The 19,216-nt window shown below is 75.7% G+C and carries 17 protein-coding genes; 4 read left to right on the top strand and 13 right to left on the bottom strand.

The window, feature by feature from the left end; translation table 11 throughout:
- Positions 1-171 precede the first annotated feature (171 nt).
- The 3 genes from ACFY61_RS03795 to ACFY61_RS03785 form a co-directional block, all read right to left on the bottom strand.
- Positions 172-1,455: an HRDC domain-containing protein gene (locus ACFY61_RS03795; RefSeq protein WP_389466541.1), complete on the bottom strand. Its 1,284-nt coding sequence runs from the start codon at positions 1,453-1,455 to the stop codon at positions 172-174.
- A gap of 158 nt (positions 1,456-1,613) precedes the next feature.
- A complete protein-coding gene (locus ACFY61_RS03790) occupies positions 1,614-2,276 on the bottom strand; it encodes a response regulator transcription factor (RefSeq protein WP_030202492.1) in 663 nt (220 codons plus the stop codon).
- A 294-nt stretch (positions 2,277-2,570) separates the two neighbouring features.
- Positions 2,571-3,221, bottom strand: a complete 651-nt coding sequence (locus ACFY61_RS03785) for a DUF3000 domain-containing protein (RefSeq protein ID WP_389466538.1) — start codon at positions 3,219-3,221, stop codon at positions 2,571-2,573.
- 91 nt (positions 3,222-3,312) lie between these two features.
- Between ACFY61_RS03785 and hemE the strand changes: the two genes are divergently transcribed.
- Positions 3,313-4,380 (top strand): uroporphyrinogen decarboxylase, encoded by a 1,068-nt coding sequence (hemE, locus tag ACFY61_RS03780; protein ID WP_389466536.1) that lies wholly within the window; start codon positions 3,313-3,315, stop codon positions 4,378-4,380.
- Positions 4,381-4,434: 54 nt separating this feature from the next.
- On the opposite strand, the gene ACFY61_RS03775 is transcribed toward hemE, so the two are convergent.
- Both ACFY61_RS03775 and ACFY61_RS03770 read right to left on the bottom strand, forming a co-directional pair.
- Positions 4,435-5,817, bottom strand: coding sequence for an FAD-dependent oxidoreductase (locus ACFY61_RS03775; RefSeq protein WP_389466533.1), 1,383 nt, complete (start codon positions 5,815-5,817; stop codon positions 4,435-4,437).
- Positions 5,818-5,881: 64 nt separating this feature from the next.
- Positions 5,882-6,931 (bottom strand): DUF4349 domain-containing protein, encoded by a 1,050-nt coding sequence (locus tag ACFY61_RS03770; RefSeq protein ID WP_389466531.1) that lies wholly within the window; start codon positions 6,929-6,931, stop codon positions 5,882-5,884.
- 143 nt (positions 6,932-7,074) lie between these two features.
- Here ACFY61_RS03770 and hemG point away from each other — a divergent pair, with 143 nt between their 5' ends.
- Both hemG and hemQ read left to right on the top strand, forming a co-directional pair.
- Entirely contained in the window at positions 7,075-8,577 is a 1,503-nt protein-coding gene (gene hemG / locus ACFY61_RS03765) for a protoporphyrinogen oxidase (protein ID WP_389466529.1), read from the top strand.
- The gene (gene hemQ / locus ACFY61_RS03760; RefSeq protein ID WP_366861245.1) at positions 8,574-9,287 is read left to right on the top strand and encodes a hydrogen peroxide-dependent heme synthase; all 714 of its coding nucleotides are present in this window, start codon (positions 8,574-8,576) and stop codon (positions 9,285-9,287) included. Before hemG ends, hemQ begins: the two co-directional genes overlap by 4 nt.
- 132 nt (positions 9,288-9,419) lie before the next feature.
- On the opposite strand, the gene ACFY61_RS03755 is transcribed toward hemQ, so the two are convergent.
- The 4 genes from ACFY61_RS03755 to ACFY61_RS03740 form a co-directional block, all read right to left on the bottom strand.
- On the bottom strand, positions 9,420-11,045 hold the full coding sequence (locus ACFY61_RS03755) for an alpha/beta hydrolase (protein ID WP_389466526.1): 1,626 nt from the start codon (positions 11,043-11,045) through the stop codon (positions 9,420-9,422).
- Between the two features lie 227 nt (positions 11,046-11,272).
- Complete coding sequence (locus ACFY61_RS03750) at positions 11,273-12,241, bottom strand: TIGR04222 domain-containing membrane protein (protein ID WP_389466525.1); 969 nt, start codon at positions 12,239-12,241, stop codon at positions 11,273-11,275.
- Positions 12,238-13,554, bottom strand: a complete 1,317-nt coding sequence (locus ACFY61_RS03745; protein ID WP_389466522.1) for a DUF692 domain-containing protein — start codon at positions 13,552-13,554, stop codon at positions 12,238-12,240. Before ACFY61_RS03745 ends, ACFY61_RS03750 begins: the two co-directional genes overlap by 4 nt.
- 277 nt (positions 13,555-13,831) lie before the next feature.
- Positions 13,832-14,569 carry an aminoacyl-tRNA hydrolase gene (locus ACFY61_RS03740; protein ID WP_389466520.1) on the bottom strand — a complete coding sequence of 246 codons (738 nt, stop codon included), beginning with the start codon at positions 14,567-14,569 and terminating at the stop codon, positions 13,832-13,834.
- An 81-nt stretch (positions 14,570-14,650) separates the two neighbouring features.
- On the opposite strand from ACFY61_RS03740, the gene ACFY61_RS03735 reads away from it, so the two are divergent.
- The gene (locus ACFY61_RS03735; protein WP_389466518.1) at positions 14,651-15,322 is read left to right on the top strand and encodes an AIM24 family protein; all 672 of its coding nucleotides are present in this window, start codon (positions 14,651-14,653) and stop codon (positions 15,320-15,322) included.
- Between the two features lie 14 nt (positions 15,323-15,336).
- On the opposite strand, the gene ACFY61_RS03730 is transcribed toward ACFY61_RS03735, so the two are convergent.
- From ACFY61_RS03730 to ACFY61_RS03715, 4 genes are all read right to left on the bottom strand, one after another.
- The gene (locus ACFY61_RS03730) at positions 15,337-16,230 is read right to left on the bottom strand and encodes a polysaccharide deacetylase family protein (RefSeq protein WP_389466515.1); all 894 of its coding nucleotides are present in this window, start codon (positions 16,228-16,230) and stop codon (positions 15,337-15,339) included.
- Between the two features lie 17 nt (positions 16,231-16,247).
- Positions 16,248-17,105 carry a PPK2 family polyphosphate kinase gene (locus ACFY61_RS03725; protein ID WP_389466512.1) on the bottom strand — a complete coding sequence of 286 codons (858 nt, stop codon included), beginning with the start codon at positions 17,103-17,105 and terminating at the stop codon, positions 16,248-16,250.
- 136 nt (positions 17,106-17,241) lie between these two features.
- Complete coding sequence (locus ACFY61_RS03720) at positions 17,242-18,654, bottom strand: alkaline phosphatase PhoX (protein WP_389466510.1); 1,413 nt, start codon at positions 18,652-18,654, stop codon at positions 17,242-17,244.
- A gap of 66 nt (positions 18,655-18,720) precedes the next feature.
- Positions 18,721-19,149 carry an OsmC family protein gene (locus ACFY61_RS03715; protein ID WP_389466509.1) on the bottom strand — a complete coding sequence of 143 codons (429 nt, stop codon included), beginning with the start codon at positions 19,147-19,149 and terminating at the stop codon, positions 18,721-18,723.
- Positions 19,150-19,216: the final 67 nt, after the last annotated feature.

Raw genomic sequence — 19,216 nt, 5'->3', positions numbered from 1 at the left:
TGCCCCGTTCCCCGCGCCTCAATCGCCGGCGGGGCTGGGTGTGCCCCGCGGAGCCGGCTCGCGGGGCGGGACCCGGCCGGGCTGATCCGGCTCGAGCGGCGTTGCCCCGGCGTGCATGGCGGAGCCGGGGCCGGACCCGGCCCGGGGTCGGGTGGGGCCCCGGGGTCGGGGTCAGGTGGGGTTCGTGAGGGCGGTCAGGAGGGTGGGGGTGGCCTGTTCGATCTGCCAGGGGCGGGCGCCGTGCGCCGCCAGGGCCGCGGCGACCGAGTCCCCGGAGAGCACCGCCGGCGGCTCCCAGCACAGCCGCCGCACCGTGTCCGGCGTGACCAGGTTCTCCTGCGGCAGGTTCAGCCGCTCCGCCAGCGCGGACACGGCGGTGCGCGCCGCCGCGAGGCGGGCCGCGGCGGCCGGGTCCTTGTCGGCCCAGGACCGCGGCGGCGGCGGCCCCGAAGGCGCCGCCCCCGGCTGCGGCAGCTCCGCCTCCGGCAGGGCCCGCGCCCGGTCCACCGCGGCCATCCACTGCTCCAGCTGCCGCCGCCCCATCCGGGGCCCGTACCCCGGCAGCGCCGACAGCGCGTGCACGTTCGCCGGGACGGCCAGCGCCGCCTCGACGATCGCCGCGTCGCTCAGCACCTTGCCGGGCGAGACGTCCCGCCGCTGGGCGATCCGGTCCCGCGTCTCCCACAGCTCGCGCACGACCGCCATCTGGCGGCGCCGCCGCACCTTGTGCATGCCCGAGGTCCGCCGCCACGGGTCCTTGCGCGGCGCGGCCGGCGGCGCCGCGGCGATGGCCTCGAACTCCTGCCGGGCCCACTCCAGCTTGCCCTGCCGGTCCAGCTCCTTCTCCAGCGCGTCGCGCAGGTCGACCAGCAGCTCCACGTCCAGCGCGGCGTAGCGCAGCCACGGCTCCGGCAGCGGGCGGGTGGACCAGTCGACCGCCGAGTGCCCCTTCTCCAGGGCGTAGCCGAGCACGCTCTCGACCATGGCGCCCAGCCCCACCCGGGGGAACCCGGCCAGCCGGCCGGCCAGCTCGGTGTCGAAGAGGGTGGTGGGGACCATGCCTATTTCCCGCAGGCAGGGCAGGTCCTGGGTGGCGGCGTGGAGGATCCACTCGGTGCCGGACAGCGCCTCGCCGAGCCCGGACAGGTCCGGGCAGCCGACGGGGTCGATCAGCGCGGACCCGGCCCCCTCCCGGCGGAGCTGGACCAGGTAGGCGCGCTGGCCGTACCGGTAGCCGGAGGCGCGTTCGGCGTCGACGGCCACCGGCCCGGTGCCCGCGGCGAAGGCCGCGACGACCCGGGCGAGGGCCTCGTCGTCCGCGACCACCGGAGGGATCCCGTCGCGGGGTTCGAGCAAGGGGATCGGCAGCCCATCGGACGGAACAACGACGTCGTCCGGGGGGCCGCCCCCGGTGGTGGTGCGCAGGTGTGCTGCGGTCTCTTGGGCGTCGGTCACCGGTCAAGGGTATCCGTGTATGCGGCGCGCCCGTCGCCGGAACGTTCCGTCGACGGGCGCGCCACGTACACGGGGTGGAAACCCGCGCGACCCCCGGGTGTGCTTCCCGGGGGTCGCCCGGGGAGGTAACCGGGGGCCGCGGGCCGGCCCCGCCGGGGTCAGTGGATGATCCCGGTCCGGAGGGCCACCGCGACCATGCCGGCGCGGTCGCCGGTGCCCAGCTTGCGGGCGATCCGGGCCAGGTGGGACTTGACGGTCAGGGCGGACAGGCCCATCGAGACGCCGATGGCCTTGTTGGACTGGCCCTCGGCGACGAGGCGCAGGACCTCGACCTCGCGGCCGGAGAGCTCGCGGTAGCCGCCCGGGTGGCTCGGGGCACCCGGGGGGCGGCGGTGCATCCGGGCGGCGGCCGACCCGATGGGGGCGGCGCCGGGCCGGGTGGGCAGCCCGATGTTGGTACGCGTACCGGTGACGACGTAACCCTTCACACCGCCCGCGAGGGCGTTGCGGACCGCGCCGATGTCGTCGGCGGCCGACAGGGCCAGGCCGTTCGGCCAGCCTGCCGCCCGGGTCTCGGAGAGCAGGGTGAGACCGGAACCGTCGGGCAGGTGGACGTCGGCCACGCAGATGTCGCGCGGGCTGCCGACGCGGGGACGGGCCTCCGCGATGGACGACGCCTCGATCACGTCGCGCACACCGAGCGCCCACAGGTGGCGGGTCACGGTGGAACGCACACGGGGGTCGGCCACGACGACCATGGCGGTCGGCTTGTTCGGGCGGTAGGCGACCAGGCTTGCAGGCTGCTCAAGAAGAACGGACACCAGGCCTCCTGGGGGAGTGGTGGGACGGCCGGCTGGGGAAGAAGCCGGTGCGCACCGTGCGGATGGTCATTGACTCCTTCGGCACGTCACCCGCCCGGCTTTAGGGAATGATCACGATTTGGTGAGTAACAATTCGGGCAATTCGGACGCGCGATCGATCAGAGGGCGATCAGAAGCCCGCAAGGGCTGCCCCGTTTTGACACCTCGTCACCGGTTTGCGCCCCCTCGAACGGCCCTGCCGCGGGCCGCCGCGGGCCACCGCGACGCCCGCCGGTGCGGCCGTCCGGCCGCACCTCACGGGTGGTGCGGCCCGCGCCGCTGTGGCAGGGAGACCACGCCCGGATCCTGTGGCGCCACCGGCTCCAGTCCGGCGATCTGGCACAGCAGCTCGCACCAGGCCGACAGGTGCGCCGCCGTGTCCGGAGCCCCGCCCACCCCCTCCCGGGGCGTCCACGAGGCCCTGATCTCGATCTGCGTGGCCGGGCGCCGCTCCGCCAGCCCCCCGAAGTAGTGCGAGCTCGCCCGGGTCACCGTGCCGCTCGCCTCTCCGTACGACAGTCCCCGCGCCTCCAGCGCGCCGGTCAGCCAGGACCAGCACACCTCCGGCAGGAGCGGGTCCGCGGCCATCTCCGGCTCCAGCTCCGCCCGTACCAGCGTCACCAGCCGGAACGTCCCGTGCCAGGCCTCGTGCCCGGCCGGGTCGTGGAGCAGGATCAGCCGCCCGTCGGCGAGGTCCTCGTCCCCCGCGACGACCGCCGCCTCCAGCGCGTACGCGTACGGCGCGAGCCGCTGCGGCGGCCTGACCGGGTCGATCTCGATCCCCGGGCGCAGCCGCGCCTTCTTCAAGCCGTCGACCGCCCGCCGGAACGGGATCGGGACGGAGGTCTCCTTCGCGCTGTCCGTACCCTCGGCGCCATCTGAAAATCGTCCCTGAGCCGCAGCCATGCGGGGAAGACTAGGCGGAACGAGGCCCCGTTCAGCGCAGGGACACCCGGCACGGGTCGGCCACTTCTCCGTACGTGCGAAGATTTGGGTCGTGAGCACCGACGACCGCCCGACGGGCCAGCCGAGCCAGACGTACGATTCCGCCTTCCTGAAGGCGTGCCGGCGGGAGCCGGTCCCGCACACGCCGGTGTGGTTCATGCGGCAGGCCGGGCGCTCCCTCCCCGAGTACCGCAAGGTGCGCGAGGGCACCGCCATGCTGGAGTCCTGCATGCGGCCCGACCTGGTCACGGAGATCACGCTGCAGCCGGTGCGCCGCCACAAGGTGGACGCGGCGATCTTCTTCAGCGACATCGTGGTCCCGCTGAAGGCCATCGGCATCGACCTGGACATCAAGCCGGGCATCGGCCCGGTCGTCGCCCAGCCGATCCGCCGCCGCGAGGACCTCGCACAGCTGCGCGACCTGACTCCCGAGGACGTCCCGTACGTCACCGAGGCGATCGGCATGCTCACGGGTGAACTCGGCGGCACCCCGTTGATCGGCTTCGCCGGTGCGCCGTTCACCCTCGCGAGCTACCTGGTCGAGGGCGGTCCGTCCCGCAACCACGAGCACACCAAGGCGCTCATGTACGGCGACCCGCAGCTGTGGGCCGACCTGCTCGACCGCCTCGCCGAGATCACCTCGGCCTTCCTGAAGGTCCAGATCGAGGCCGGCGCCTCCGCGGTCCAGCTCTTCGACTCCTGGGTCGGCGCCCTCGCCCCGGCGGACTACCGCCGCTCGGTCATGCCCGCCTCCACCAAGGTCTTCGACTCCGTCGCCTCCTACGGCGTGCCGCGGATCCACTTCGGCGTGGGCACCGGCGAGCTGCTGGGCCTGATGGGCGAGGCCGGCGCGGACGTCGTGGGCGTCGACTGGCGGGTTCCGCTGGACGAGGCGGCGCGCCGGGTCGGCCCCGGCAAGGCGCTCCAGGGCAACCTGGACCCGGCGGTGCTCTTCTCCACCGAGGAGGCCGTCCGCGCCAAGACCGACGAGGTCCTCGCCGCGGCCTCCGGCCTGCCGGGACACGTCTTCAACCTGGGCCACGGCGTCCTGCCGACCACCGACCCGGACGCCCTGACCCGCCTGGTCGACTACGTCCACACCAGGACCGCGAAGGGCTGACCGCCCCCCACGTCGCGGCCGGCCGCTGTCCGCGGCCGGCCGCCGCCGAGGTTCCTAGATGCCCGCCGAGCGCAGGGCCGTGACCGCCTTGCGCGCCGCGACCAGGACCGGGTCCCAGACGGGTGAGAACGGCGGCGCGTACCCCAGGTCCAGGGCGACGAGCTGGTCCACGGTCATGCCGGCGGTCAGCGCCACGGCCGCCACGTCCACCCGCTTCGCGGAGCCCGCCCCGCCCACGATCTGCACCCCCAGCAGCCGCCCGGTGCGCCGCTCCGCCAGCATCTTCACCGTCATCTCCGCGGCGTCGGGGTAGTAGCCCGCCGTCTGCGTGGAGCGGATGGTGGCCGTCACGAACCGCAGGCCCACCGCCCGCGCGTCCTTCTCCCGCAGCCCGGTCCGCGCGATCTCCAGGTCGCAGACCTTGCTGACGGCCGTGCCCACCACCCCCGGGAACGTCGCGTAGCCGCCGCCCACCCCCGACCCGATCACCTGGCCGTGCTTGTTGGCGTGGGTGCCCAGCGGAACGTACCTGGTGCGGCCCGACACCAGGTCGAGCACCTCCACGCAGTCCCCGCCCGCCCAGACGTTCTCGTGGCCGCGCACCCGCATCGACAGGTCGGTCAGCAGCCCGCCCGAGTCGCCCAGCGGCAGCCCGGCGTCCCGGGCGAGTCCGGTGCGCGGCTCCACCCCGATGCCGAGGACCACCACGTCCGCCTCGTACTCCTCGCCCGACGAGGTGGTCACGGCCCGGGCCCGCCCGTCCGCGTCCGTCAGGACCGCGTCGACCTCCGCGCCGGCCACCGTACGGATGCCCATCGCGTTCATCGCGCCGTGCACGAGCCCGCCCATGTCCGGGTCGAGCGTCGACATCGGCTGCGCGCCCCGGTGCAGCACGGTCACCTCGAACCCGCGCAGCTTGAGGGCCTCCGCCATCTCCACGCCGATGTACCCGGCGCCCACCACCACCGCCCGGCGGCCCTCCACCCGTTCCAGGGTGTCCATCAGGCGCCGGCCGTCGTCGAGGGTCTGCACCCCGTGCACGCCCCGCGCGCCGATCCCGGGCAGTTTCGGCCGGACCGGCCGGGCCCCGGTGGCCAGCACCAGGTGGTCGAAGCCGGTCCAGGACTCCGTGCCGGTCTCCAGGTCCCGGGCCCGGACCCGCTGCCCCGCCAGGTCCAGCGCGGTCACCTCGGTGCGCATCCGCAGGTCGATGCCCCGGGCCCGGTGCTCCTCCGGGGTCCGGGCGACCAGCGCGTCCCGCTCGGCGACCAGCCCGCCGACCCAGTACGGGATGCCGCACGCCGAGTACGAGGTGAACCGGGAGCGCTCGAAGGCCGTGATCTCCAGCTGGTCGGGCCCCTTCAGCCGCCGCGCCTGCGACGCGGCGGACATGCCCGCCGCGTCGCCGCCCACCACGACCACTCGTTCCGCCGCCATCGTCCGTACCGCCCTCCGCCGCCTGCCTCGCCGTCAGCGGAACACGCTACGCACGAACGGCCGTTCAGCCGGTGATCCGGGACGCGGTGTCCGTCACCTCCGCCGGGTCCGCCCCCGCCGGGGAAGCCGCGGGCGCCTCCGGGGCCGGTCCGGCCGGACCGCGGCGCAGCCGCCGCACCACCCGCCACACCAGCACCAGCAGCGCGGCCGTCACGGCGAACGGCAGTACCGCGCCCACGGCCAGCGCCAACCAGCCCAGCGCGCCGGTGAACGCGTCCCAGCCGCCCCTCAGGGCGTCCAGGAAGCCGGGGTCCTCCTCCTGCCGCGAGCCCTCGCCCGGCTCCGACACCTCCAGCTCGATGGTGGCCAGGGAGGTCCGGTCCTTCAGCGCGGACTGCTGGGCCAGCAGGGACTCCAGCTCGGACTGCCGCTTGCTCAGCTCCCCTTCGAGCATGACCACGTCGCTCAGGGCGGTGGCCTTCTCCATCATGTCCCGCACCCGCGCCACGCTCGCCTGCTGCGACCGGACCCGGCTGTCGACGTCGACCACCCGCTCGGTCACGTCCTCCGCCCCGACCTTCCGGTGGAGCAGCTTCCCGCCGCCCTCCAGCTCGCCCAGCACCGCGTCGAACCGCTCGCCGGGCACCCGCAGCGTCACCGTCGAGGTGACCCGCCCGTCCCGGGAGCGGCGGGTGGACTCGCTGCCGACGTGACCGCCCGCCCCCTCGGCGGCCTTGCGGGCCGCCGCCAGCGCCCGCTGCGGGTCCTCCGCCTCGACGGAGAGCGTGGCCGTGCGGATGACGTGCTGCCGCAGCTGCACCGGCTGCCCGCTCGCCCCGGCGGCCGGGGCGGGCGCCGCCGCCTCCCCGGCGCCCGGAGCCCCCGCCTGGTCGCCGGCCCCCTGCCCGGCCGCGAACCCGCGCTCCGCGCTCATGGACTTGCCGTCGCCGCTGTCGCCGCTGCCGGAGCAGCCGGCCAGCAGCAGTGCCCCGCCGGCGGCGAGCGCCGCCGCGGCCAGGGGCCAACGGCTCCCGAACGCGGGCCTTCCGGTTCCGCGGGCGGCGGCTCCCCCGCCGGTGCCGTGCGCGTGCGTCCGCTCGTTCGTGTGCGTCATGTGGTTGTGACCCCCCGGGCCTCGGCCGACATCTCGCCGTTTCGACGTGACGTCCCCCTCCGCGGGTTTCACCGCCACGGTCCCGAGCCGGTCCCGAACCGGTCACGGTCCGGCATCGCCGAGCGGTCTGAGACGATGTGTCCATGCACGAAGCGGACATCAGTGCGGCCCCGGGCACCGGAGCGCCGGAGCCCCGCCACGTCGTCGTGGTCGGCGGCGGCATCGCCGGCCTCGCCGCGGCCCACCGGCTGCTCGAGGCCGGCGCCCGCGTGACCGTCCTGGAGGCCGGTCCCCGCCCGGGCGGCAAGCTGTACGCCGGCGAGCTCGCCGGACTCCCCGTCGACCTCGGCGCCGAGTCCCTGCTCGCCCGCCGCCCCGAGGCCGTCGGCCTCGCCCGCGCCGTCGGCCTCGGCGACGACCTCCAGGCACCCGCCACCGCCACCGCCCACCTGTGGACCCGCGGCGCCCTGCGGCCCATGCCGCGCGGCCACCTCATGGGCGTACCGGGGGACCTCGCCCCGCTCGCCGCCTCCGGCGTGCTCAGTGCGGCCGGCCTGGCCCGCATCGAGGCCGAGGCCCAGCTGCCGCCCACCGGCATCGGCGAGGACACCGAGGACCTCGCCGTGGGCGAGTTCGTCGCCGGACGCCTCGGCCGCGAGGTCGTCGACCGGCTGGTCGAACCCCTCCTCGGCGGCGTGTACGCGGGCGACGCCTACCGGATCTCCCTGCGCGCGGCCGTCCCCGCCCTGTACGACGCCCTGCGCGCCCACCCCTCGCTCACCGAGGCGGTCCGCTCCGTCCAGCGCGAGGCCGCCGAACGCACCCACACGATCGGCGCGGCCGCCGCCGGCCCGGTGTTCGCCGGGATCGCCGGCGGCATCGGCCGCCTCCCGCTCGCCGTCGCCCAAGCCTGCCGGGCCGCCGGCGCCCGCGTCCTCACCGGCACCCCGGTCCGCGAGCTGGTCCGCACCCCCGGCGGCTGGCGGGTCGCCACCGCCGACGGCGGCGCGTTCGACGCCGAAGCCGTGGTCCTCGCCACCCCCGCCGGGCCGGCCGCCGCCCTGCTGGCCCGTCACGCTCCCGCGGCCGCCGCCGAACTGGCCGGCGTGGAGTACGCCTCCATGGCGCTGGTCACCATGGCCTTCCGGCGGTCCGAGCTGCCCGCTGCCGTCGCCTCCGGCGGGGCCAGCGGGTTCCTCGTACCGTCCGTGGACGGCCGCACGATCAAGGCCTCTACCTTCTCCAGCAACAAGTGGGCCTGGGCCGGTGCCGACCCCGACCTGTTCCTGCTGCGCACCTCGGTGGGCCGGCACGGCGACGAGAAGGACCTGGAGCGCGAGGACGCCGAACTCGTCGACGTCTCCCTGCGCGACCTCGGCGCGGCCGTCGGCCTGACCGCCCGCCCCGTCGCCTCCACCGTCACCCGCTGGGACGGCGGACTCCCCCAGTACCCGGTCGGCCACCTGACCCGGGTGGCCCGCATCCGCGCCGCCGTCGCCGCCGTCCCCGGCCTCGCCGTGTGCGGGGCGCTGTACGACGGCGTGGGCGTCCCCGCCTGCGTGGCCAGCGCCCGCACCGCGGCCGACGCCGTGATCGGCACCCCTGGCGCGGAGCACCGATCCGGACACGGGACAATGGGCGCATGACTGCACCAGAGAAGATCCCCAACGCGGGGAAGAAGGCCAAGGACCTCAACGAGGTCATTCGCTACACCCTGTGGTCCGTCTTCAAGCTCAAGGACGTCCTCCCCGAAGACCGTGCCGGCTACGCCGACGAGGTGCAGGAGCTGTTCGACCAGCTGGCCGCCAAGGACATCACCGTCCGCGGCACGTACGACGTCTCCGGCCTGCGCGCCGACGCGGACGTCATGATCTGGTGGCACGCCGAGACCGCGGACGAGCTCCAGACCGCCTACAACCTGTTCCGCCGCACCAGGCTGGGCCGCGCCCTGGAGCCGGTGTGGTCGAACATGGCGCTGCACCGCCCCGCCGAGTTCAACAAGTCGCACATCCCGGCCTTCCTGGCCGACGAGGTCGCCCGCGACTACGTCAGCGTCTACCCGTTCGTGCGCTCCTACGACTGGTACCTGCTGCCGGACGAGGACCGCCGCCGCATGCTCGCCGACCACGGCAAGATGGCCCGCGGCTTCCCGGACGTCCGCGCCAACACCGTCGCCTCCTTCTCGCTCGGCGACTACGAGTGGCTGCTCGCCTTCGAGGCCGACGAGCTGTACCGGATCGTCGACCTGATGCGCCACCTGCGCGCCTCCGAGGCCCGCATGCACGTCCGTGAAGAGGTCCCCTTCTTCACCGGACGCCGCAAGTCCGTCGCCGACCTGGTGGCCGGACTCGCCTGATACCTCCCTGAGGGGGAAGGACCGGAGGAAGAGCGCCGCCGCGCGCCGCCTCCGGTGGATCGGGAGGCCCTGCCCCCGAAACGACGCAGCCGGAGACCCCGCCACCGGAAGTTCAGACAGCCGCAGCGACGGCTAGTCCAGCGACACCGGTGCGGGCTCCGGATGCGGCGCGCACTCCGCCCGCGGCCCGGGGGTCCGGCCGGTGAGCAGGTACCGCTCCACGTGCCGGTCCACGCAGGCGTTGCGGCCGCCCACCACCCCGTGCGCGCCCGAGCCCCGCTCCGTGACCAGAGCGGCCCTCGGGCCGAGCCGCCGCTGGAGCTCCAGGGCCCCCCGGTACGGGGTGGCCGCGTCCCGTTCCGCCGCGGCGATCAGGGTGGGCGGCAGGCCGCCCGCGCGGGGGCCGACGTCCACCGGGGTCTGCCGGTCCGTCACCGGCCAGTACGCGCAGGGCAGGTTGAGCCAGCCGTTCGCCCAGGTCGCGAACGGGGCCCTGCGGTCCAGCTCGGTGTGGTCCCGGTCCCAGACGCCGAAATCCGCCGGCCAGGGCGCGTCGTTGCACAGCACCGTGGTGTAGACGGCGACGGCGTTCTCCCGTTCGGCCGCCGCCTCCGGGTCCGGTGCGGCCAGCGCCACCAGGGGGGCCGGGTCCCCGTCCAGGAAGGCGGTCAGCGCCGCCGCGCGCTCCGGCCACACCTCGTCGTAGTACGCCGCCCGCAGGTACGCCGAGTGCAGCTCCGCGGTGCCCACCCGGCCGGCGGCCGGCCGTCGGGACACCTCGTGGCGGACCTCGTCCCAACGGGCCTGCACGGCGGCCGGGGTCGCGCCCAGCCGGTAGGTGGAGTGGTGCCGGGCCACCCAGGCGCGGAAGTCGTACCAGCGCCGCTCGAACGCCTCGGACTGGGCGAGGTTGGCCCCGTACCAGATCCGCGCGGGATCGGGGTCGACGGCCGAGTCGAACACCATGCGGCGGACGTGCCGCGGGTAGAGGGTGGCGTACACCGCGCCGAAGTAGGTGCCGTACGAGGCGCCGAAGAAGTTCAGCCGCGGCTCGCCGAGCGCGGCGCGCAGCACGTACAGGTCCCGGGCGTTGTTCGGGGTCGTGTAGTACGGCAGGGCGGGCCCGGCGCGGCGGGCGCAGCCCGCGGCGTAGGCGCGGGCTGCGGCGATCCGCTGCCGCTTGTGCGCGGCGGAGGGCCCGTCCGGCGGCAGTCCCGGGACCTCCGGGCCGGCGGTCGCCGGCCCGGCGCAGGACAGCGGGGCGGACCGGCCCACGCCGCGCGGGGCGTAGCCGACGAGGTCGTAGGCGGCGGCGACGCGCCGCCACTCGGGGAGCTCGGCGACCAGCGGGAAGTACATGCCGGAGGCGCCCGGCCCGCCCGGGTTGTGCACCAGGGCGCCCTGGCGGCGGCCGGTGGCGGGCACGCGGCTCACGGTCAGGGTGATCTGGGGGCCGTCCGGCCGGGCGTAGTCGAGGGGGACGCGGAGCAGGGCGCAGCGCACGGGCGCGGGCAGGCGTTCGACGGCCGGACAGGCGCGGAACTCCAACCCCCGCGCCCAGGCCCGCGCCGCCACCACCTCAGCCCCCCGAGCCTCCGGCACCCGCCGCGCAACCCGGGCCCCGGTTCCGGCCTCCGGCCCGGCCTCGGTCCCCGGCCCGGGCCCCGGCCCGGACGCCGCCGCGGGGGTCGGGCCGCCGCCCAGGGCCAGGGTGAGGGTCACCGCGGCGGCTGCGCGGGAGACGAGCGGCAACCGCATGCGGGCGGCCCCTTTCCCAGGGATGCGGTCGGTTCGTCAGATGAACCGACCGGGATGGTCGCACCGATCACACGGCGCGCGGCGCCCCATGTACAGCACCCGACCGGGGTGTCGCCCCCGATGCCCCCGTTCCGCCGCGCCCTCCAGCCCCGGTCGGCAGCCCACGCGGAGCCTCGGCCGGCCCCGCCGCTCGGGCTCGGGGTGCGGCCGGCGGCGGGTCCCGCGGGTCAGGAGCTGCTGCTGCACGAGGAGCTGGAGGAGCTGCTGCAGCTCGACGAGGAGCCGCAGCTCGAGGACGAGGCACAGCTCGACGAGGAGCCGCAGCTCGAGGACGAGGCACAGCTCGACGAGGAGCCGCAGCTCGAGGACGAGGCACAGCTCGACGACGAGCCGCCGGAGGCGCCGCCGCACCACACCGCCACCGCCTCCGCGTCGCCCCCGCCGTGCCGGGTGGTGCGGCCGGCGCCCGGTGTGGTGGCGCGCAGCAGCTGGGTGCGGAGCAGCGGGTCCGGGACCGCCCGGGCGCCGTCGAGGGACACGGCGACCCGCGGGTCACCGAGGTGCCCGTACGCCGCCCGGTACGCCTCCAGGGCCCGCCGACCCGCCCGGCAGGCCCGCCCGGACGTCAGCCCGACCAGGACCGCCGCCCAGCCGAGCCCAAGTACCAGCGCGGGCAGGGCGGCCAGCGCGGGCGCCGGGTCCACCGTGGCCAGGACAGCGGCCGGCGGCAGCGCCAGCAGGCACAGCAGCGCCTGGACACCGGCCCGGGCCCGGACGCGGGACAGCGCCACCGGGTCGGCCAGCAGGCCCCGCGCGAGCAGGCCCTCGCCGGTCTCCCGTACGGCGGGATGGGTCAGCAGGGCCGTCCGCAGCGGGGCCAGCGCGCTCGCGGGAGCGGCCGCGAACACCTCCAGCACCGCGCGTTCCACCGGGTCCGTGCCCCGGGCTCCGGTCCGGACCTGGACCACCCCGGGCCCGCCGATCATCATCCGCCCGTCGTAGCAGAGCGCGACCAGCGCGGCGTCCACGACCCGGCGGGGGCCGCCGGTCAGGAACGCCACCTCGGCGCCGTCGAGCACGGCCGGGCCGGCCGGCCCCGCCGCCCCGGCCGATCCTCGGGCGCGGGCCAGCGAACGCTGCAGGGCGAGGCCGGAGCCGACCACCGCGAGCCAGACGAGGACGGTGTAGACGATCATGCCGCCGCCCTCCCGAGAACCGGGCCGAACCGGCGCACCCAGCGCGCCAGCACCCCGGGCGCCGGGCCGCCGCCCCGTTCCCGCCACCAGCGGGTGAGGCGCCGCCGGGCGGCCGGGTCCTCGGGCAGGTCCCGCACGAGCAGGTGCTCGGCGAAGTCCAGGGCGTCGCGCCGGTAGCCGGCGGTCATCGGCCGGTGCCGGGCGTACCGCAGGAACGCCGTACGGTACGCCTCCCCGCCGCCCAGGATCCCGACCAGCTCCGGAGCCAGCCTCCGCACGACCGCGGCCCGCTTCGCGGTCAGCGCGCGCGCCTGCACCGCGACCCGCCGGCGGTCGAAGCCCTCCGGCACGGGCGTGCCGGCCACCAGCGCCGACAGCAGGGCGGTCTGCGCCACCCCGACCCGCCCCCGCGCCGCCGCGGTGTCCGCCGCCGGCTCCGGGCCGTCGCCGGCGCGTCGTACCGGCACCGCGGTGGCCGCCCGGCGCGGCCCGGGCCCGTCCAGCACCCCGCGTACCGCGTCGAGTTCGGCGGACAGCTCCGCCTCCGGCGGGAAGTCGTCGTCCCGTTCCAGCAGCACGCCGGGCGGGTCCACCCGCTCGCGCAGCGCCGCCAGTACGCCGAGGACCGCCTCCGGCACCGGGTGGGCGTGCGTGTCGTGCCACACGCCGTCCCGCAGCACACCGCCGGCCACGTGCACGTACGCCAGGGCCTCCAGCGGCAGCGCGTCCAGCACCTTGGCCGCGTCCTCGCCGCGGTTGACCTGGTTGGTGTGGAGGTTGGCCACGTCGACCAGCAGCCGCACCCCGGTGCGCTCCACCAGCTCCGACAGGAACTGCCCCTCCGTCAGCTCCTCGCCGGGCCAGCCCAGCAGCGCCGCGATGTTCTCCAGCGCCAGCGGCACGGGCAGCGACTCCTGGGCGATGCGGACGTTCTCGCACAGCACGTCCAGGGCGTCCCGGGTGCGCGGCACCGGCAGCAGGTGCCCGGCCTCCAGGGCCGGCGAGGAGCTGCGCACGAAGGCGATGTGCTCGGTGACCAGGGGCGCGCCCAGGGCCAGCGCCCGCTCGCCGAGCGCGGCGAGGCGGTCCGGGTCCGGGCGGTCGGCGCCGCCCAGCCCGAGGCCGACGCCGTGCGGGACCACGGTGACTCCCCGGGCGCGCAGTCGCAGCAGGGACTCGGGCAGGTGACCGGGGCAGACGTTCTCGGCGACCACCTCCACCCAGTCGAGCCCCGGCAGCCGCTCGACCGCCTCCGCGATCTCCGGCCGCCAGCCGATGCCCACCCCCAGGCGTGCCACGGGCTCCTCGCTCATGCCCCGTCCCCCTTTATGTGCGTCTTACAGGTCTGTGGGGGTCATGGCCCCGCCGGAGCGGCGCCAACCCCACGGGGACGCGGTTCAGAGCAACATTTGAGCTTCGCGGAGCGTTTCCGCAGGGCGGCGGTCCGGCAGCCGGGAGCCCGGCGGCCCGGCCCCGCCCGCCCCGCGGCGAGGTACTGCGACGCGAGGCAGCCGCCGGCCGCGGCGAGTTCCCCTCGGCGTGGAACGGCGCGTCCAGGACGGTCACGCCACGGGCGCCGCCGTGGGTGGCCTAGCCGAGGAGCCGGGCGCGCAGGGCCGGGTGGTCGGCGACCACCGTGCAGGAGCCGGGCGCGATCTCCGTGAAGCCGGCGTCGCGGACCACCGGCAGCCCGCTGCCGGTCAGCGCGGCCCACTCCTCCCGGCCGGCCGTACGCACGGCCATCCGGAAGCCGGAGTCCCGCCAGGCGGCCCGCTCCCCGGCCGACAGCTCCCACCAGGCGAGCTGGGCGCCGTGCCCGGCCTGGGCCATGGCCTTGCCCGCGGACATGTCCAGCTCCGGGCTCATCCACAGCACCGGCAGCCCCGGCCCGGGCGGCCCGGCCGGTTCCGGGTCGGACAGTTCGGTGCCCGACACCTGGAGCTTGGCCAGCTCCTTGGGCCAGCCGTCCAGCGGCACCGGCGGGAACACCCGCACCTCGGTGCCCTCGCCCTCCACCGTGATCCCGGGCAGGGCGGCCGCCTTGCGCCACTCCGCGCCGCGGGCCCGCCGCACCACCTTGCGGATCCGCGCGTCCTGCCAGTCCCGTACGGCCCGGGCCCACTCGCCCTCGCCCTCGGCGCGTTCGTCGGAGAGCAGCACCAGCACCGCCCGCGCGGCGGTCTCCAGCGCGTCGGTCCTGGCCGGCGGTCCGGCCTTCTCGATGCGGACCACGAGGGGGAGGACGAACTGCGGCGCTTCGTCGCGCGGGACCCGCTGCTGCTCGAACGGGCGGTTGTCGGTGTCGTAGCTGCTCACCGGCACAAGCATGCCAGGGTCGGATCCGGGACCGGTGCGGGCTCCGACCTCAGGAGGATGCCCCGGGCGCGGACGGAACGGGAGGATCGGGGCATGAAGAGCGACCTGTTTGCCGCCGACCACCTCGTCCGCCCCGCCACCGCACCCGGCATGACCCTGCAGAACGCCAAGTCCGTCCGGTACGTCGTGGACGGGGAGGTGCTGGCCCGCCAGGGATCGATGATCGCCTTCCGCGGTGAGCTCCGGTTCGAACGCAAGGGCCAGGGCATCGGCGGCATGCTCAAGCGGGCCGTCACCGGCGAGGGCCTGCCGCTGATGTCGGTGCGCGGCCGCGGCGAGGCCTGGTTCGCCCACCGGGCCGGCAACTGCTTCATCGTCGACCTCGAGGCGGGGGACGCCTTCACCGTGAACGGCCGCAACGTCCTGTGCTTCGACCCGACCCTGTCCTACGAGATCAGGACGGTGAAGGGCGCCGGCATGACCGGCGGCGGCCTCTTCAACAGCGTCTTCACCGGCACGGGCAAGCTCGCGCTGGTCTGCGACGGCGTCCCGGTCGTCATCCCGGTCACCCCGCAGGCACCGGTGTACGTGGACACCGACGCGGTGGTCGGCTGGAGCGCCCACCTGGAGACGGGCCTGAACCGTTCGCAGTCCGTGGGTTCCATGATGCGCGGCGGTTCCGGCGAGGCCGTGCAGCTGTGCCTCCGCGGCGAGGGCTTCGTCATCGTCCGCCCCAGCGAACTGACGGAAGCCCCGGCCGCCTGACCCGCCCTGCCGGGCTAGGTCCCGACCAGTTCGGAGACCTTGACGAAGCGGTAGCCCCGGGCGCGGAGTTCCGGGACGATCCTGCGGACGGCCTGTTCGGTGACCGGGGCGGCGCTGCGCGTGCAGTGCATGACCACCACCGAGCCGGGCCTGACTCCGGCCAGGACCTGTTCGGCCACCGTGTCCGGGTCCTTGGCGAAGGCGTCGCCGCTGACCACGTCCCACTGGACGGCGGTGATGCCCGACGTGGACAGGGCGCGCAGGGCGCGGTCGTCGTAGCAGCCGCCGGGGAAGCGGAAGTAGGGGACGGTGTTCACGGCGCCGGCCTTGCGGAAGGCGGCGAAGGCACGGTCCACGTCGGCCCGGGCGGCGGCGGGGTCCAGCGCGGGGAGCCCGTAGCAGGGGGAGGCGAAGGCGTGGTGGCTGTACGAGTGGTTCGCGATCTCGAACATCGGGTCGGTGCCGATGGCCTTCGCCTGGTCCGGGTACTCCTCGGCCCAGCGCCCGGTCATGAACACGGTGGAGGGCACCTTGAGCGTGCGCAGGGCGGTGATCAGCGAGGGGTTGTCGAAACGTTCCCCCTGGGCCGCGCGGGGCCCCTGATCGGCTGTCATGTCGGCGTCGAAGGTGAGCGCGACGGTCTTGTCGGTGCGCTGCCGGGCGCGCTCGAACACGGCGGTGAGGCCGCCGGGACCGGGGGCGATGGTCGGGGGCCTGGCGGGACCGGGCGCGGGGGCGGGGGTGCCCGCCGGGGAGACGGCGGGGGTGCCCGCGGGGCTCGCGGGGTTCGTACGGAGGGCCGCCCGGCCGCCGTCGGACGGGGCTGAGCCGCCCGCGCATCCCGCGAGGACGGCGCCGAGCACGGCGAGCGCCGCGGCGAGGCGTACGGAACGTACAGAGTTCGTCACGTACGCAAAATATATGACTATCGGGCAATCAGACGGGCGCGGCACTCCTCCACGTCGAAGTCACCCTCCGGGTAGCGGGGCGCCATGTCCTCCAGATGCCCCAGCAGCAGCCTGGCGACGGCCCAGTTGCGGTACCACTTCCGGTCCGCCGGCACCACGTACCACGGCGCGGCGTCCGTGGAACACCGCTCCAGGGCCAACTCGTACGCCTTCCGGTAGGCGGCCCACCTGGCCCGCTCCGCGAGGTCGGCCGGGCTGAACTTCCAGTGCTTGTCCGGGTCGTCCAGACGGGCCAGCAGACGGGCCCGCTGCTCCTCCCGGCCGATGTGGAGGAAGACCTTCACCACCGTCGTCCCCTCGTCCGCGAGGGTCCTCTCGAACCGGTTGATCTCCTCGTAGCGCCCGTCCAGCACGGGGCGCGGCACCAGGTCGTGCACCCGGGGAACGAGCACGTCCTCGTAGTGCGAGCGGTCGAAGATGCCGATCTCGCCGGGCAGCGGCAGCGCCCGGGCGACCCGCCACAGGAAGGGGTGGGCCTGCTCCCGCACGGTGGGTGCCCGGAAGGCCTTCACCCGGCAGCCGGCGGGGTTGAACGCGCCGGCCACGTGCTTGACCGTGCCGCCCTTGCCGCTGGTGTCCATGCCCTGGAGCACCAGGAGCAGGGAGCGGCGGTCCCCGCGGGTGCTGGCCGCGTACAGCCGCTCCTGCAGCCCGGCCAGCGTCGCCGCCAGCCGCGCGGTCCCGGCCAGGGCGGCCGCCTTGCCGCCCGGCCCGCCGGGGGTCGCCCCGGGGTCGTGGCGGCCGAGGTCCACCGGCTCCCCGGGCGGCACCCGCAGCAGCTCGCGCAGGTCCGTTCCGTTCGTCGGCTCCGGCACTGGGGTCCCCTTTCCCTCGGCTCCGGTCCGATCCTCCGCCGTTCGGGCCGGAACCGCGACCGGGGCCGGTGGCTCAACCGCCGGCGGGGCTGGTTCGCGCCGGGCGGAGCCGCGGTCGTGGGGGCCGGCTTCGGCGTCAGTGCCAGGGGCCGGTCACGGCGAACGTGGTGCCCGGGGCGTACGCGTTGACGAACATCGTCCGGCCGTCGGGGGAGAAGCACACCCCCGCGAACTCCCCCCACTCCGGGGCCGCCGCCGTCCCGGTGTCCTGCGCGTTCCGCGCCACCGGGTAGACCTCGCCGGTCCGGGCCACGCCGAACACGTACTGCTCACCGCCGCCGTCCTCGCACACCATCAGCCCGCCCCCGGGCGCCAGGCAGATGTTGTCCGGGGACTCGCCCGGCAGCCGGGAGTCGGTGGCCGGGCCGAAGACCACGGACAGGGTGAGCCGGTCGCGCCGCGGGTCGAGGAACCACACCTGGCCGAAGTGGTCCGCCGCCGCCCCCTCCCGGGCACGGGCGAAGCTGGACACGAAGTACACGCCCGTGCCGCTCCAGTAGCAGCCCTCCAGCTTCTGCGCGTGGGTGATCCCGCCGCGCCCGAAGTCCTGCTCCCGGACCGGGGTGCCGGCCGCCGAGGGGTCGGGCACGGGCACCCACTCCACCCCGAACGCGGCCCCCGGCTCGGTCACCGCCGCCAGGTCCGGCACGCCCGGCACCCGCATCGCCTCCAGCCGCCCGCCGGCCCGCAGCGAGCCGGTGCCGCCCAGCGGCCGGTGCGGCAGGAAGCGGTAGAACAGCCCGAAGGGCTTCACGAAGGCGTCCTCGGTCTCGTAGACGACCCCGAGGTACGGGTCCACCGCGACGGCCTCGTGGGCGAACCGGCCCAGCGCGGTCAGCGGTACCGCACCGGTGCGCCGCGGATCGCCCGGGTCCACCTCGAAGACGAAGCCGTGGTCCTCGGCGTAGCCGTTGGTGCCCGCCCTGTCCTCGGTCTCCTCACAGGTCAGCCAGGTCCCCCAAGGGGTGTGGCCGCCCGCGCAGTTGACGGCCGTCCCGGCGATGCCGACCCGTTCACCGGTCACCCCGCCCCGCGCGTCCAGGGAGAGCACCGTGCAGCCGCCCCGGGCGGCCGGGTCGTACGTGAGGCCCGGTACGGCGGGCACGGCGAGCGGCGCGGTGTGCCGGTTCTCGTGGTTGCGGACCAGCCGCAGCCGGCCCCCGCCCGCGTCCAGCACCCCCATGCCGTCGCAGTTGGCCGGAACCGTGCCCTCGCCGGAGCGCAGCGGCTCCCCGGCCCGGGACAGCACCCGGTAGCCGAAGCCCTCGGGGAGGTCCAGCAGGCCGTCCGGGTCGGGGCGCAGCAGCCCGTAACCGGCGCGGGCGGGAACGCGGTGGCCGGGCACGCCGGTCCCGCCGGTCCCCGCTCCGGCCACGGCCCCGCCGGGACCGAGGGGAGTCCCCGGGAACAGGGCGCCGAGCGCACCCGAGAAGGCCACCGAGGCCACCGCGGCACCCCGGGCCAGGATCTGACGTCGCGTCGCGGACATGCGCCCTGTCGTACCACGCGGCGGCACGGGCACCCCGTACCGCCGCGCTCGGCGCGAACCCGCGGGTCAGGCCAGCTTGGCGCTCAGGGTGATCGTCGTACCGGTCAGGGCCTGGCTGACCGGGCAGTTCTTCTTCGCGTCCTCGGCGGCGGCGACGAAGGCGTCGTTGTCCAGGCCCGGAACATCGCCCTCCACCGTCAGGTGGATGCCGGTGATGCCCTTGCCCGGCACGAAGGTCACGTCGGCACGGGTGTTCAGGCGGGTCGGCGGGTTGCCCGCCTTGGCCAGGCCGTTGGAGAAGGCCATGTTGAAGCAGCTGGAGTGCGCGGCGGCGATCAGCTCCTCCGGGCTGGTCCGCCCGTTGGCCTCTTCGTCGGTCCGGGCCGGCCAGGAGACCGCGAACTTCCCGAGGCCCGAGGAGTCGAGCGTGACCTCGCCCTTGCCCTCGAACAGATCGCCTTCCCAGACAGCGTGTGCATGACGCGTGGCGGCCATGATGGATCCCTTCGCATGGGTGGAATCGACCGGACGGCGGTCTCGGACGACCGCTCCGGCGCCCCAA

The sequence above is a fragment of the Streptomyces sp. NPDC012888 genome, from assembly GCF_042900645.1.
In the GTDB taxonomy this organism is placed as follows: Bacteria; Actinomycetota; Actinomycetes; order Streptomycetales; family Streptomycetaceae; genus Streptomyces.
Note: the sequence above shows the minus strand (reverse complement) of the source record. Positions and strands in the feature narration are given on the sequence as shown.

Bases quoted from the DNA above. Each gene is read 5' to 3' on its own strand.
- ACFY61_RS03785 (WP_389466538.1), bottom strand. From the start codon at position 3,221: ATGGCTGCGGCTCAGGGACGATTTTCAGATGGCGCCGAGGGTACGGAC.
- ACFY61_RS03775 (WP_389466533.1), bottom strand. From the start codon at position 5,817: ATGGCGGCGGAACGAGTGGTCGTGGTGGGCGGCGACGCGGCGGGCATG.
- ACFY61_RS03770 (WP_389466531.1), bottom strand. From the start codon at position 6,931: ATGACGCACACGAACGAGCGGACGCACGCGCACGGCACCGGCGGGGGA.
- hemG (WP_389466529.1), top strand. From the start codon at position 7,075: ATGCACGAAGCGGACATCAGTGCGGCCCCGGGCACCGGAGCGCCGGAG.
- hemQ (WP_366861245.1), top strand. From the start codon at position 8,574: ATGACTGCACCAGAGAAGATCCCCAACGCGGGGAAGAAGGCCAAGGAC.
- ACFY61_RS03755 (WP_389466526.1), bottom strand. From the start codon at position 11,045: ATGCGGTTGCCGCTCGTCTCCCGCGCAGCCGCCGCGGTGACCCTCACC.
- ACFY61_RS03750 (WP_389466525.1), bottom strand. From the start codon at position 12,241: ATGATCGTCTACACCGTCCTCGTCTGGCTCGCGGTGGTCGGCTCCGGC.
- ACFY61_RS03745 (WP_389466522.1), bottom strand. From the start codon at position 13,554: ATGAGCGAGGAGCCCGTGGCACGCCTGGGGGTGGGCATCGGCTGGCGG.
- ACFY61_RS03740 (WP_389466520.1), bottom strand. From the start codon at position 14,569: ATGCTTGTGCCGGTGAGCAGCTACGACACCGACAACCGCCCGTTCGAG.
- ACFY61_RS03735 (WP_389466518.1), top strand. From the start codon at position 14,651: ATGAAGAGCGACCTGTTTGCCGCCGACCACCTCGTCCGCCCCGCCACC.
- ACFY61_RS03720 (WP_389466510.1), bottom strand. From the start codon at position 18,654: ATGTCCGCGACGCGACGTCAGATCCTGGCCCGGGGTGCCGCGGTGGCC.
- ACFY61_RS03715 (WP_389466509.1), bottom strand. From the start codon at position 19,149: ATGGCCGCCACGCGTCATGCACACGCTGTCTGGGAAGGCGATCTGTTC.